Raw genomic sequence first — 13,880 nt, forward strand, 5'->3', positions numbered from 1 at the left:
GGCGAGCCTTGGGTATTTACTTAAGCTGATGATGATGAAAGATATCGTGCGGGTTTTTTTCGGGCGATGGCGCTTGGGGTGTGGGGCATGTCTTCACCGCCCCGAGTTTTTGAACTAAGTTGGTGCAAAAGTCGAGGCAATTCGTCTAATTTGGTGCGCCGCCGGAGGTTTCGGGCGTTGCAGCGGCGGGTTGCAACTGGATGACCACCGGGTTGGATTGGAAGATATTTTTCCCCTGGCGCATCACGACGGCGATGATGGCGTGGGTTCCCGGCGTTAAGTCGCTGATCATGAATCGGTTGCCCGTCGAGTCATCGACGCGGGTGTTGCCATCGATCAGGATGCGCAGACGATCACCGGCGGTAATGTCGAGCGGCGGGGATAATTCGGTCTGCACGAAAATGGTGCCCCCCGCGCGGGCGTTGACGACGCCGGCTTTGGGCTCTGTGATTTGCAGCGTTTGATAATGATTGCTGCGCTGTGTCATGGGCGGTGTAGCGGCTGCGGGTGCCGAGGGGGCGGTGAGCGTGGGTTGTGCGGCCTTCAATTGATCGCCCGCAGGCAGGCTGGGACTGCCGGGTGTGGCCAGGGGGGCGGATGGCATGGGCGCAGGTGTCACCGGCGGCGGTGTCATGGGCACCGAGGGCACGAGCGCATTCGGTGAGGCAGCCGGGGTTTGCCCAGCGGCGGCCGGGTTGACAGCAGGCGGCGCAACCGGTGTGGGCGGGGGGAGATTGATGGGGGTCAAGGGGATGGGGGGCGGGGGCGTCACTGTGATTTTTTTTGCCCCCTTGGTGGGGTGATCGGTAAAGACCACATCGCCCTGACTGTTGGTGTAGGTGTAAATATCTTCCGCTTGCGCCGAAAGGAATGCGGGGGCGGTGAGCAGGGCGAGGAGCGCGGCGGCAAGCCGTTGGTGGAGGGGGCTGGGCATCGAAAGACTCCTGTCAGGGCGATGATCGAAGAGGGTAGCACGAAACTGCCCGAGGCCGGGGGCGTCGCCCTCGCGGGGGACGGATGCCCGCGTTCACCCCTGCGACGGGATTCGCCCATCGATGACCGACCGCGTGACCGCATCCTTACCCCAGCCGGGGTTCAGGGATTCAAACCGCACTGCCCGGGTTGCCGAAAATCAGCGCCTCGGCACGCGCGGCAACGGCGCGGCAGTCTGCTTCGTTTGCACTGGTGATGTTGAGGTGGCCGAGTTTCCGGCCACTTCGCGGTTCTTTGCCGTAATCATGCCAGTGGGTGCCCGGCAGGGCGAGTAAAGGGCGGGCGTCGGGCAGGCGGCCGATCAGGTTGAGCATGACGCTGGCGCGTGTGCGTTCGGTGCTGCCCAGCGGCCAGCCCAGAATGGCGCGCACATGGTTTTCAAACTGGGAGGTGGCGGCGCCGTTTTGTGTCCAATGCCCGCTGTTGTGGACGCGCGGTGCCATTTCGTTGGCCATCAACTGGCCATCAACTTCAAAGAATTCGATGGCCAGCACGCCGACATAGTCCAGCGCGGTGAGGACACGGCGGGCGTAGTCTTCCGCCTGCGGTTGTGCGGGGTCGTTTGTGGGGACATCGGTGCGGTGCAGAATGCCCTGGGCGTGACGGTTCTGCCCGAGGGGGTAGAACGACTGCTCGCCCACGCGACTGCGCACGGCGATGAGGGAGACTTCCCGCGAAAAGGGGACGAAAGCTTCGAGCACGCAGGGTTGGCTTTGCACGGCGTCCCAGGCGGCTGGGGCATCGGTGGGATGGCGCAGAACCACCTGACCCTTGCCGTCGTAGCCCAGTCGGCGGGTTTTCAGCAGCGCCGGTAGCCCGATCTGTGCGATGGCCGCCTGCAGGTCGTCGAGGGAATCGACAGCCGCATGGGGGGCTACTGGGATGCCAAGCTGGGCTAGAAAGGCTTTTTCCTGCAACCGATCTTGGGCGATGCGCAGCACGCGGGTATCGGGGTAGAGCGTTTGCTGCCGGCTGATCGGTTCGAGCGCGCTCACGGGCACATTTTCGAATTCGAAGGTGAGGACATCGCATTCGACGGCCAGGCGTTCGAGTGCGGACTGGTCGTCGAATTCCGCTTGTATGTGACGCCCAAGTCGGGCGGCGGGCGGCCGATGGCTAGGGTCGAGAAAGGTGAATTCGTGCCCGAGCGCCAAGCCAGCCAGTGCGATCATCTGGCCGAGTTGCCCGGCGCCAATGATGCCGATGTGCGCCCGTTCCAGCGGTGGCTGCGTCATGGTTTAACCCAGCAGTGGCCGGGGATCCGGTTGGCTGAGCACGGTCTCGGTCTGCGTGCTGCGGTAGGCATCGAGCCGTTCGGCCAGGTCGGTATCGGTGTGTGCCAACACGGCCGCCGCGAGCAGCGCGGCATTCACGGCGCCCGCGCGACCAATCGCCAGCGTACCAACGGGAATGCCGGCGGGCATCTGGACGATGGACAGCAGAGAATCCCAGCCGGACAGGGTTTTCGATTGGACGGGAACACCGAACACCGGCAGGGGGGTTTTGGCGGCCAGCATGCCGGGTAAATGCGCGGCACCGCCCGCGCCGGCAATGATGAGGCGCAAACCACGGGCGCGCGCGCTTTCGGCATACGAAAACAGCCGGTCAGGTGTGCGGTGAGCAGAGACGACCTCGGCTTCAAACGGGATTTCCAGCGCCGTTAAGGCGGCGCAGGCGTGTTGCATGGTCTCCCAGTCGGATTGCGAGCCCATCACGACCCCCACCAAGGGGGCGGCGCTATTGGCTGCGATGGTCAGCGGGCCGTCGGGAATCATGCCTTGGCCTCAGTGGCGGTTACCGGGGAAAACGGGGTTGGGGTTTTCATGGCGCCTGCTGCGGAAATATACAGAAACACCAGAATGGCCAGAACCCAGGCACTGGCGCGAATGGCCTTGGTTTTGCCCAGACGAAGCGCCACCAGCCCCAGACCGATGTAAACCACCAGGCCGACGATCATGACGGTGACATAGGCGGGATTCGCCCCATAGCGCCAAAACAGCAGGTAGCTGGCGACCAAGGCGCTGAGCAGCAGAATCGTATCCACGATGTGGGGGGTGATCTTGACCCATTTGGCCTGCAGGCGCGGGGAATCGCCCAGCATCCAGATGCCACGGGTGATAAAGCCGAGCAGGGAAAGAACCACAGCAAGGCCGTGAATGTGAACGAAGATTTGGGCGGTGTTCATGGAGGAATCCCGTCGATGGGGCAAAACAGGCGCCCCATTAAACACTAAGCCACCGCCAAATCAAAGCCAGGCGAGGGCGTTATTCTGGGACGCAGATGGTTCCGGCACGCACGGCACGGAGCGTTTTGATCAGCAGATAGCTGATCAGCACCGTGAGGAAGCCGAACAGCCCCGCTGCCACGAGGGCATAAAACGCGGATTGGGTGGCTTCGAACATAATCAGGCTCGCGATGGTCATGGCCGCGATGGGGAAGGTGTAGGCCCAGAAGGGCAGACCAAAAGGCACCTGCAGGAAGCGTTTGCCCTGGAAGAACAGCAGCAGAGTGATGAAGAGCGCGATGTCGTAGAGCACATGCCCCAGGTTATCGATGCTGCCGGGGTGCAGCGCATGCCAGGAAATAAAGCCGACGGCGGGCGGCGCAATCAGGATGAACAGCGTCGGCAGCAGCTTGCCGGGCATGGGGCTATGAAAAAAGTAGCGATTCATCAGGATGGTGAACAGGATAATCCAGAACACGAGGCCAATACTGAAATAGAACCAGGAAATTTGTTCGAAGCCCAGGGCGACGCCGGTGATCGGCACGAGGATGTTGCCGACGATGGGAATGAACCAGGCGGGATTGCTGTGGTGGATCTCGAATTTCTCGTGATGCATCCAGTTGCTTAGAATCACCAGAGTGAACAGCAATTGCAGCGGCGTCCCGAGGCTCCAAAGCACCAGCGCCAGGGTCTGGTTGAGGTTCAGCGCGATAATGCTGAGCAGAATCAGACTGATGGAAATCGCTGGGAAAAAGCTCAAACGAATCACATGATTGAACTCATGGACGACTTCCTGCGGGAAGCGCAGCGCCTTGGCGAAATACGCGCCCGCTAGAATGCCGAATACGGTGAACACGAAGACACTGGCCGCGAAACTCAAGCTGTGGCCTATGCCGAGCGCGCTTTCGCCTTTGTGCAGGGCGATGGTAAAGCCTGCCAGCCCCATAACCATGCCGAACATCGAGATGGGTAAATAGGCGAGGCGACTCTGTGAGGGAACGGGGTGTGTCATAACTGGCTCCTGTCTCATCGAGGGAACAATGGGCGGCATGGTGCGCCGAATACCCGATCATTGTAATTAATAAATTTGATATTAGATAATTTTTTAATAGGTGTCCCTATGTGGATCTCTGGCGACTGGTTATCCCCCGAGTGGTTGTTGTCCGGATGGGTTCTGGCGATTCTGCTGCTCGGTTGGAGCCTTTTTCGCGCCCCTTGGCGGGCATTGCAGGCGGCGCCCTGGCGTTGGAATCTGGTGCTGGCGGCGGTGGTGTGGCTGTTCGTGCTTTGGCAATTGCGGGCGCCGGTTTTGCCCGGCATTTCGCTGCATTTGTGGGGGCTGACGCTCGTGACCCTGCTGCTGGGCTGGCCACTGGCTTTATTGACGGGATTGCTGGTGGCGGCAGTCGATGCCGTCCTGCATGCGGGGCTGCCCGGATTGCCCTGGGTTTGGCTGGCGACGGTGTTGCCTGCGGTGGCCTTGACAGAGGGGGTTCATCGGCTGGCGGTGCGTTGGTTGCCGCCGAATATTTTTATCTTTGTCTTCGTGGAGGCCTTTTTGGCGGCCATGCTGGCGTTGGCGGCCACGGCGCTGGGGGTTCTGGCGCTGTTTTCTTGGGCGGGCATTTATCCCTCCTCGGTCTTGATGGCGAGTTATTGGCCGTTCTTGCCCTTGCAGGCTGTGCCGGAGGGGATGGTGAATGGTATAGCGCTACTGGGTTTGGCTTTATTGCACCCGGAATGGGTGTATGGATTTGATGAGACGCGGTTTTCCAGCCATTGGCCGGATCGCGATAAATTTGATTGATTGCAGTATGGTTATCGCCATGTGCATTTTGCAATCGCCGGGTTTTCCCCATGCTGGGTTTTGCGTGATAGCCGATTGATTTTCCGCTGAGTTTTAACGGCAATGCGCGATGGCACAAAATTTGAATTAGAATGCGGTAATGCTCGGATCCCGAGTATTGTGCTGCAAAACATTCTGAGAGGATAAGTCAATGAAAAAGATGCTGGTTCTGGCGCTGACCGCAGGTCTGTTGAGCTCTGGTGCGGCAATGGCCGCTGGGGACGCCGCTGCGGGCAAGACCCTGTTCGATAATTCCTGCGCTTCTTGCCATGGCATGCAAGGCCAAGGTCAAGGCATGTTCCCGAAACTGGCGGGTCTTGCGCCGGCAGATACCAAAGCCATCCTGACCGCGTTCAAAGCGGGCGATATGGCGACTCTGCAAAAGCGTAACCTGGGCGGTGCCAACTACGCCATCATGCAGCCGAATGCGGTAAGCCTGTCTGATCAGGACATGGATAACCTCGCTGCCTACATCTCTACCCTGAAATAACCGGCGTGTGGCGTCCGCCCTTTCCGGGCGGAAAAAACCAAAAATGCCCCGCAGTTGCGGGGCATTTGTCTTTCGAGCCAGTGTTCGGCTGGCTCGCTTTTTTCTGGCTCAGATTTTGGTGCGCTGTTTGTCGGCGGCAATTTCTGCATGCCGCACATCGGTGCCTTTCTGCTGGAAGATCACATATTCCGCAATGTTGGTGCAGTGATCGCCGATGCGTTCGATGGAGCGGATGCAGGTCAGGATGCGCAAACTGACATCAGCGGCGCTGGGGTTCTCCGTCATGTATTTGAGCAGGATCGCGTGAACCGCGTTGTACTCCTGATTGACATGCGTATCGCGGCGGATGATTTCTTCTGCGGCGATGGCATCGAGGCGGATGAACGCGTCGAGGGCATCGTGCAGCATGCCGGCCACGATGCGCCCCATGACCCGCAGGTGGCTGGCGAAATCCGTGGTGCGGATGATCGGGCCGATTTCTTCTGCGATCCGCGCGAGTTTTTCGGATTTATCCCCGACGCGCTCCAGATCGGTAATGGCTTTGACCACCGACATGATGGCGCGCAGGTCGTTCGCCGTGGGGGCATAGCGGGCAATGATGTGAATGGCCAATTCGTCGATTGAAGACTCCAGCCGGTTGATTTCGTAATCCTGGCTCATGGCGCGTTGGCCACGCGTCGCATCGCCATCCAACAGGTAGGCCATGGCGTCGGAGAAATGTTGCTCCGCAACGCCGCCCATGTTCATCAGCAAGGTGCGCAGGGCGTTGAGGTCAGCGTCGTAGCGAGTCAGGGTGTGCGGGGTGCCGCCAAAAGAATCCATGAGGTCTGCTCCAGTGCAGTAGGGGTGGGTTGCGCGCGGCTGGCACTTGCGTTCAGTCCGGGGCGGGTAACGGGATTGTCACCTGCTCTGCGCATAATTCAAAACGATTGCACGCGGCAATGCGGAATCAGTATCCTCACCCAGCCGCGCGCGCTGCGTCATTACATTAAGTCAGGTAAGTTGCGAAATTATGACTGATCAATCCACCCCGTCCCATCCCCCGGTTTTTTTGAATCGGGAACTCAGCTTGATCGCTTTCAATCGTCGCGTGTTGGAGCTGGCGCAGGATGATTCTTTGCCTTTGCTGGAGCGGCTCAAGTTTTTGTGCATTTCCTCATCGAACCTCGATGAGTTGTTCGAAGTGCGGATGGGGTCGCTGATGCAGCAGGTGCGGGCGGGCATTACCCATCCGGATGATTCGGGTCTGACGCCGCAGGAACAGCGGCAGCGGCTGTATGCGGCAGCCCACGAGCTGGTGGCCGATCAATACCGCAGCCTGAATCAAACGATCATCCCGGCCTTGGCGGCAGAGGGGATTCATTTTTTGCGCCGCACGCATTGGAATGAAGCGCAAGCCTTGTGGGTGAAGCAGTATTTCCGACGGGAATTGCTGCCGCTGTTGACGCCCCTGGGGTTGGATCCCTCCCATCCCTTCCCGCGTATTTTGAACAAGTCGCTGAACTTCGTGGTGTCGCTTGAAGGAACGGATGACTACGGTCGCGAGGCGTGGATGGCGATCGTGCAGGCGCCGCGTGCGCTGCCCCGGATCATCCGCATCGATGACGAAGCGGCCGGGTCGCCGAATAGCTTTGCGTTTTTGAGCTCGATGATTCATGCCCATGTGCATGAATTGTTTCCCGGCATGACGGTGACCGGCTGCTATCAGTTCCGGGTGACGCGCAATAGTGACCTGGCCGTAGCGGTCGATGATGATGACGATTTGCTCAAAACCTTGCAGGGCGGGTTGTTTGAGCGCAATTATGGCGATGCGGTACGGCTGGAAGTGGCGGATAACTGCCCGCAGGAAATGATCGATCTGCTGTGCGATCGCTTCAAGCTGGATCCGGCTGCAGTCTTTCAGGTGCATGGGCCGGTCAACCTCAACCGCCTGATGGCCTTGTACGGGCTGGTGAACCGTCCCGATCTCAAGGATCCGCCGTTTACGCCCCGGCTCAAAAAAGAGCTGAGCAGCGAGGTGAATATCTTCGAAACCATCGAGCAGCGGGGCTCGATCCTGTTGCATCATCCCTACGAGTCTTTTCTGCCGGTCGTTGAGTTCATCCGTCAGGCCGCGACCGACCCGAAAGTCGTGGCCATCAAGATGACGCTCTACCGTACCGGGCGGGATTCGGCGATCGTCGATGCGCTGGAAGCGGCGGCGCGAGCCGGTAAAGAAGTCACAGCGGTGGTTGAATTGCGCGCCCGCTTTGATGAAGAGGCGAATATCGACATCACCACCCGCCTGCAAAAAGCGGGGGCGTATGTGGCCTACGGCATCGTAGGCTACAAAACGCACGGCAAAATGACGCTGGTGGTGCGGCGGGATGGCGCCCGGCTCAAACGCTTCGTCCACCTCGGTACGGGGAACTATCATCCCGGTACCGCGCGCATCTATACGGATTTCGGGCTGCTCACCGATGACCGGTTTTTCGGGGACGATGTGAACAAGTTGTTCATGCAGTTGACGGGGCTGGGGCGAGGCATGCGGCTGAAGCGGCTATTGCAGTCGCCGTTCACCCTGCACAGTGGCATGCTCGAACGCATCCATCGGGAGCGCGAGCATGCGCTGGCCGGGCGCAAGAGCTTGATTCGCGCGAAAATGAACGCGCTGATCGACCGGCAAATCATCGAAGCCCTATATCAGGCCTCGCAGGCCGGGGTGCAGATTCAATTGATCGTGCGCGGGGTCTGTTGTTTACAGCCCGGAATCCCGGGGCTTTCGGAGAACATTCATGTTCGTTCGGTGATGGGGCGCTTTTTGGAGCACCCGCGCGTGTTCTATTTCTTGAATGACGGCGATGACGAGCTGTTTCTGTCGAGCGCTGACTGGATGCCGCGGAATTTCTTTGTCCGGCTGGAAACCTGTTTCCCAATCGATACACCGGAACTCAAAGAACGGATCATCGACGAGGCGTTTGAACGCTATCTGGCGGACAACACGGGCGCCTGGGTGCTGGAGGCGGACGGGCAGTATCGCCGCGTCAAGCGCCATCACAATGCCAAGCCGCGCTCGGCGCAGCTTTCGTTGCTAGCGGATTTGGCCGGGTGAGACGGGCGCGCTGACCGCAGCCTGGGTGTGCCCATTGATTGCCCTGCCTGATCCAGTTGCGTGGTCGGGTTCAGGGACGGGTGACGATTAAATTGTCGCGGTGGATCAATTCATCCTCGGCAGCATAGCCAAGTAGTTGGGCAATCGCGGTGCTCGGCTGGCGGCACAGCCGTTGGGCGGCTTCGTGGCCATAATTGATAAGCCCCAGCGCCAATTCCGTGCCCGCTTCATCGACCACGCGCACCACATCCCCACGATCAAAACGCCCTTCGACCGAAATGACGCCGATGGGCAACAACGAGCGCCCGCCCTGACGCAAGGCCTGGGCGGCGCCTGCATCCACCGTGACTGTACCCCGTCCGCGCAGATGGCTGGCGAGCCATTGCTTGCGGGCGGCGAGTGGTGTTTGTCCGGGCGAAAAGACGGTGCCGATGCCTGGGGTGCCTGCGGCGAGCAGACGCAGTACATCGGGCGTTGCGCCGGACGCGACCACGGTGGCTGCGCCAGACTGCGCCGCGCGCTTGGCGGCAATGACCTTGGTGTACATCCCGCCGCGGCCGAGCTTGCCGCCTTCCGGCGAGGCCATGGCTTCCAGCGCTGGATCCCCGGCGGTGACTTCGGTCAACAGCCGGGCGTTGGGGTTTTTGCGCGGATCGCTGTCGAACAGACCGAGCTGATCGGTGAGGATCACCAACACATCCGCCTCGACCAGATTGGCGACCAGCGCCGCGAGGGTGTCGTTGTCGCCGAAGCGGATTTCGTCGGTGGCGACCGTGTCGTTCTCGTTGACGACCGGAATGACGCCGAGTTGCAGCAGGGTTTTCAGCGTGCTGCGTGCATTGAGATAACGCTGGCGATCTGCGAGGTCTTCGTGGGTGAGCAGAATCTGCGCGGTGTGCAGTCCGTAGCGCCGTAACACATCGGCATAGGCTTGAACCAGACCCATCTGGCCGACGGCCGCCGCAGCCTGGAGTTCAGGAAGAGTGCCGGGGCGTTCGGTCCAGCCCAAGCGCGTCATGCCTTCGGCCACGGCGCCGGAAGTCACGATCACGACTTCCCGGTCTGCGGCGCGAAGGCTGGCGATTTGATCGGCCCAGCGGTCGATGGCGGCCAAATCAAGCCCCGCGCCATTCCCCGTGACCATGGCCGAGCCGATTTTGATCACCCAGCGTTTATCCGTAGTCAAGTGGTGACGGGCGGCGGTCATGACTTAGTCCTCGGTCCATTCCAGATGCTGATGGCTCGCCGGCGGCGGATTGACGGGCACAGCGGGCTTGGGTTGCGTGTCTTGGCTCGCGCGTTCGCGCTCCAGATGCTCCATGATCGCCCAAACCAGCGCTGCCGTGCCCTCCCGATTCAGGGCGCTGATGGCGAAAACCGGCCCTTCATAACCGAGTTCTGTCCGAAAGCGGGTTGTCAGTGCGGCGATGGCGTCGGCGCGATCCGCTTCAGGCCATTGATCGATTTTGTTTAGTACCAGCCAGCGCTGGCGTTCTGCCGCATCGGCATCGTGCGTTTCGTCGTAGCGGACGAGTTCATCTTCGATGATGGCGACGGATTCGACGGGATCGGTTTCATCCAGCGGGGCGACATCGACTACATGCAGCAAGAGATGCGTGCGCGCCAGATGACGCAGAAATTGATGACCGAGCCCCGCGCCTTCGGCCGCCCCTTCGATCAGGCCGGGAATATCGGCCATCACGAAGCTGCGGTGCGGTTCGGGGGCGACCACGCCGAGGTTGGGGTGCAGCGTGGTAAATGGATAATCCGCGACTTTCGGCTTGGCTTGGGAAACCGCGCGGATCAGCGTGGATTTGCCCGCGTTGGGCATGCCCAGCAGGCCGACATCGGCCAAAACGCGCAGTTCGAGCAGCAGGCGGCGTTCTTCGCCGGGGGTGCCATCGGTTTTTTGCCGAGGGGCGCGGTTGGTCGAGCTTTTGAAGCGCGCGTTGCCCAAACCATGCCAGCCGCCCTTGGCGACCAGTAAGGGGGTGTCGGCGGTGATGACTTCACCCACCACCTCGCCGGTATCCTGATCGTGCACCACCGTGCCGAGCGGTACGCGGACGAAAAGATCATCGCCCTTTTTGCCGGTTTGATTCGCGCCGCTGCCATTTTGGCCGCGTTCGGCTTCGTAATGCCGGACAAAGCGAAAATCCGCCAGCGTGTTTAAATTCGCATCGCCTTGCAGAAAGACGCTGCCGCCATCGCCGCCATCGCCCCCATCGGGACCGCCCTGGGGAATGTATTTCTCGCGCCGAAAGCCCACGACGCCGTTGCCGCCATCTCCGGCTTTGACCTTGATCTTGGCTTCATCGACAAATTTCATCGGGATGATCTCCAGGGGCGGCGACGGATCGCTTCAAGCAGAAAAGCCCCGCTGGACGGGGCTATAGGAGACACGCCGCTGGCTTATGCCTAGCGGCGGGTAGTCATCACGCGGGGATGATGCTGACGAAGCGACGGGATTGCTCGCCCTTGATTTCAAATTTCACGGCGCCATCAACCAGTGCGTACAGGGTGTAATCGCGACCGCAGCCCACATTCGCGCCAGGGTGGAACTGGGTGCCGCGTTGGCGAACGATGATGCTGCCGGCGGAAATGGTTTCGCCGCCGTAGCGTTTCACGCCGAGGCGTTTGCTTTCTGAGTCCCGGCCGTTACGGGACGAGCCGGCTGCTTTTTTGTGTGCCATGTCAAAATTCTCCAGTGGGGCGATCGGTGTGGGATGCGACCGCCAAAAAATCAGGCATTGATGCCGGTAATTTTGATCTCGGTATACGCTTGGCGGTGACCTTGATGCTTACGGTGGTGTTTGCGGCGGCGGAACTTGATGATGTCCACTTTCTTGCCACGACCCTGACCGATGATTTCGGCCGATACGGTTGCGCCGGCCAGCGTCGGGCTGCCGACTTTGATGGCATCGCCATCCGCGACCATGAGCACGCGGTCGAGCGTGACCGCCGTGCCGGTCTCGCCATCGATTTTCTCAACCCGGAGCCATTCGCCGGGTGTGACGCGGTATTGCTTACCGCCGGTGACTACTACTGCGTACATGTGTTCAACCTTTGTTCGATGTGTCCGCGCCCGCCGAGCCAGCGATTCGCGTGATAATCCGTAGGAAAAGGCGCAGCATGTTAGCGATGATGCGGCCTTGGGTCAAGCGCCCCGTCGATGTGCTGGCCGATGGGGCGTGGCGCGGTTCAGAACTTCATCAGAACTTCACTTGGGCGCCCATTTCTACCACGGCATTGGGGGGGATATTGAAATAGCTGACCACGCTGCCGGCATTGCGGAACATGCCCACGAAGAGTTTTTTCCGCCATAACGGCATCTTGTGGTCTGCATAGGGAATCAAGGTTTCCCTGCCGATGAAATAGGAGGTGTTCATTGGCTCCAGCCGCAGATAGCTGGCGTTGAGCAGGGTGAGCGCGCGGGGAATATCCGGCTCATCCTTGAAGCCAAAGGTCACGGTGATGCGATGGAATTGGTTGGGTAGGGATTCGTAGGTCAGTCGTTGGTTGTACGGCACCTTGGGGACATCCGCGAAACGCACCGAGAGAATCACCACTTCCTCATGCAGCACCTTGTTATGTTTGAGATTGTGCAGCAGCGCGTGCGGAACCCCGTCGGGGTTGGCGGTGAGGAATATCGCTACACCGGGTACGCGGGTACAGCTTTTGTCACAAAACCCTTTGAGAAAGCTGTTCAGGTCGATCGCCATGGCTTTGAGTTCGGCGCGTAGCAGGCGGCGTCCCTGTTTCCAGGTCATCATCAGCACGAAGATGCCTAAACCAAACAGCAAGGGGAACCAGCCTCCGTCGGCGACTTTGATGAGATTGGCACCGAAGAACGCGAGATCGATGCTCAAGAAGATGGAAACGAACAGCGCGCCTTTGAACCACCCCCAGCCCCAGAGGTGGCTGACCACGACAAACGACAGAATCGAGGTGATCACCATGGTGCCGGTGACGGCGATTCCATACGCCGAGGCGAGATGTGCGGAGCTGCCAAAGCCCAAGACCAGGGCGAGAACCGCAGCCATGAGCAACCAGTTGATGAAGGGGATGTAGATTTGCCCACGGACGGAATCGGAGGTTTGCAAAGTGTTCATGCGCGGCACATAGCCGAGTAGCATGGCTTGCCGGGTGACGGAAAATGCACCAGAAATCACGGCTTGCGAGGCGATGATGGTCGCCAGTGTCGCGAGGGTGATCAGCGGGTAGAGCGCCCAGTTGGGTGCCAGGCGGAAAAAGGGATTGGTGATGTCCTCCGGGTGGGCGAGCAGGAGTGCGCCCTGACCGAAATAGTTGAGTAGCAGGGCGGGCAGCACCAAGCCAAACCAGGCAACCTGGATCGGCAGGCGGCCAAAATGCCCCATGTCGGCATAGAGTGCTTCGGCGCCCGTGAGAACCAGAACGACGCCGCCCAGGGATAGGAATCCGGTCCAGGGCGCCTCCTGCATGAGATGCAGCGCATGTACGGGGTTGACCGCCGATAAAATCCTGGGTTCGCTCCATATGCCATACAGGCCGAGGGCGCCGAGGGTGACAAACCACAGCAGCATGATCGGGCCGAACAGGCGGCCAACCTTGGCGGTGCCGGTGCGCTGAAACAGAAACAGCGCCCAGAGAATTCCGATGGTGATCGGGATGACGAAGGGTTTGAGCGAGGCACTGGCGATTTCCAGCCCCTCCACGGCGGAGAGAACGGAGATCGCTGGGGTAATGACACTGTCGCCATAGAACAACGCGGCACCGAAAATCCCGAGGATCAGGGCGGCGCTGCGTAAGCGGGGATTGGCTTTCAGGGCGCGTGCCGCCAAAGCCATCAGTGCCATGATGCCGCCCTCGCCATCGTTATCGGCGCGCATGACGAAGGCGACATATTTGATGGATACCACGATCATCAGGGACCAGAACACCAAAGAAAGCACGCCGAGAATATGTTCTTCGACGAGGGTGATCGGGTGTTCGACCGAACTAAAAATGGTGTTTAGGGCATAGAGGGGGCTGGTGCCGATATCGCCATACACAATGCCTGCCGCAGCAAGGGCAAGCCCGGCGAGCGGTTGCTTGGCGTTCTTTGGGGTCATGTCGCGCCACGCTCCGATAGTTTGCCTGCCGTAGCGCCGCAGGGACGGGCAGGCCAAGAATGGATCAGTCGGGCGGCGGATCGAATGGGGTGATCCTCCCCCTCAGTGACAATTCGTGCGCGATGGGCGGGGCGAGACAAGGC

General features: G+C 60.2%; 14 protein-coding genes. 3 read left to right on the forward strand and 11 right to left on the reverse strand.

The features are described 5' to 3' along the window. Positions 1-145: 145 nt before the first annotated feature. From VOI35_RS01155 to VOI35_RS01175, 5 genes are all read right to left on the reverse strand, one after another. Entirely contained in the window at positions 146-934 is a 789-nt protein-coding gene (locus VOI35_RS01155; RefSeq protein WP_407276078.1) for a hypothetical protein, read from the reverse strand. Positions 935-1,103: 169 nt separating this feature from the next. After that, positions 1,104-2,228 carry a 5-(carboxyamino)imidazole ribonucleotide synthase gene (locus VOI35_RS01160; RefSeq protein WP_407276079.1) on the reverse strand — a complete coding sequence of 375 codons (1,125 nt, stop codon included), beginning with the start codon at positions 2,226-2,228 and terminating at the stop codon, positions 1,104-1,106. A gap of 3 nt (positions 2,229-2,231) precedes the next feature. Beyond that, positions 2,232-2,705: a 5-(carboxyamino)imidazole ribonucleotide mutase gene (gene purE, locus VOI35_RS01165; protein WP_407276836.1), complete on the reverse strand. Its 474-nt coding sequence runs from the start codon at positions 2,703-2,705 to the stop codon at positions 2,232-2,234. Positions 2,706-2,764: 59 nt separating this feature from the next. After that, entirely contained in the window at positions 2,765-3,178 is a 414-nt protein-coding gene (locus VOI35_RS01170; RefSeq protein ID WP_407276080.1) for a SirB2 family protein, read from the reverse strand. 79 nt (positions 3,179-3,257) lie between these two features. Next, entirely contained in the window at positions 3,258-4,229 is a 972-nt protein-coding gene (locus VOI35_RS01175; RefSeq protein ID WP_407276081.1) for an SLAC1 anion channel family protein, read from the reverse strand. Positions 4,230-4,337: 108 nt separating this feature from the next. On the opposite strand from VOI35_RS01175, the gene VOI35_RS01180 reads away from it, so the two are divergent. Beyond that, entirely contained in the window at positions 4,338-5,024 is a 687-nt protein-coding gene (locus tag VOI35_RS01180) for an energy-coupling factor ABC transporter permease (protein WP_407276082.1), read from the forward strand. Between the two features lie 190 nt (positions 5,025-5,214). Further along, the gene (locus VOI35_RS01185) at positions 5,215-5,553 is read left to right on the forward strand and encodes a c-type cytochrome (RefSeq protein WP_407276083.1); all 339 of its coding nucleotides are present in this window, start codon (positions 5,215-5,217) and stop codon (positions 5,551-5,553) included. Between the two features lie 108 nt (positions 5,554-5,661). Here the strand turns inward: VOI35_RS01185 and phoU are convergent, their stop codons facing one another. Next, entirely contained in the window at positions 5,662-6,375 is a 714-nt protein-coding gene (gene phoU / locus VOI35_RS01190) for a phosphate signaling complex protein PhoU (protein ID WP_407276084.1), read from the reverse strand. A gap of 190 nt (positions 6,376-6,565) precedes the next feature. Here phoU and ppk1 point away from each other — a divergent pair, with 190 nt between their 5' ends. Beyond that, positions 6,566-8,644, forward strand: a complete 2,079-nt coding sequence (ppk1, locus tag VOI35_RS01195) for a polyphosphate kinase 1 (RefSeq protein WP_407276085.1) — start codon at positions 6,566-6,568, stop codon at positions 8,642-8,644. 70 nt (positions 8,645-8,714) lie between these two features. Here the strand turns inward: ppk1 and proB are convergent, their stop codons facing one another. The 5 genes from proB to VOI35_RS01220 form a co-directional block, all read right to left on the reverse strand. Beyond that, positions 8,715-9,851: a glutamate 5-kinase gene (gene proB / locus VOI35_RS01200; protein ID WP_407276086.1), complete on the reverse strand. Its 1,137-nt coding sequence runs from the start codon at positions 9,849-9,851 to the stop codon at positions 8,715-8,717. A 3-nt stretch (positions 9,852-9,854) separates the two neighbouring features. Next, complete coding sequence (gene cgtA, locus VOI35_RS01205; RefSeq protein ID WP_407276087.1) at positions 9,855-10,973, reverse strand: Obg family GTPase CgtA; 1,119 nt, start codon at positions 10,971-10,973, stop codon at positions 9,855-9,857. A 106-nt stretch (positions 10,974-11,079) separates the two neighbouring features. Then, complete coding sequence (gene rpmA / locus VOI35_RS01210; protein ID WP_407276088.1) at positions 11,080-11,337, reverse strand: 50S ribosomal protein L27; 258 nt, start codon at positions 11,335-11,337, stop codon at positions 11,080-11,082. A gap of 50 nt (positions 11,338-11,387) precedes the next feature. Beyond that, positions 11,388-11,699: a 50S ribosomal protein L21 gene (gene rplU / locus VOI35_RS01215; RefSeq protein ID WP_407276089.1), complete on the reverse strand. Its 312-nt coding sequence runs from the start codon at positions 11,697-11,699 to the stop codon at positions 11,388-11,390. 157 nt (positions 11,700-11,856) lie between these two features. Further along, on the reverse strand, positions 11,857-13,737 hold the full coding sequence (locus tag VOI35_RS01220; RefSeq protein WP_407276090.1) for a potassium transporter Kup: 1,881 nt from the start codon (positions 13,735-13,737) through the stop codon (positions 11,857-11,859). Between the last annotated feature and the right edge of the window lie 143 nt (positions 13,738-13,880).

Source organism: Halothiobacillus sp. DCM-1, assembly GCF_045689735.1.
In the GTDB taxonomy this organism is placed as follows: domain Bacteria; phylum Pseudomonadota; class Gammaproteobacteria; order Halothiobacillales; family Halothiobacillaceae; genus Halothiobacillus.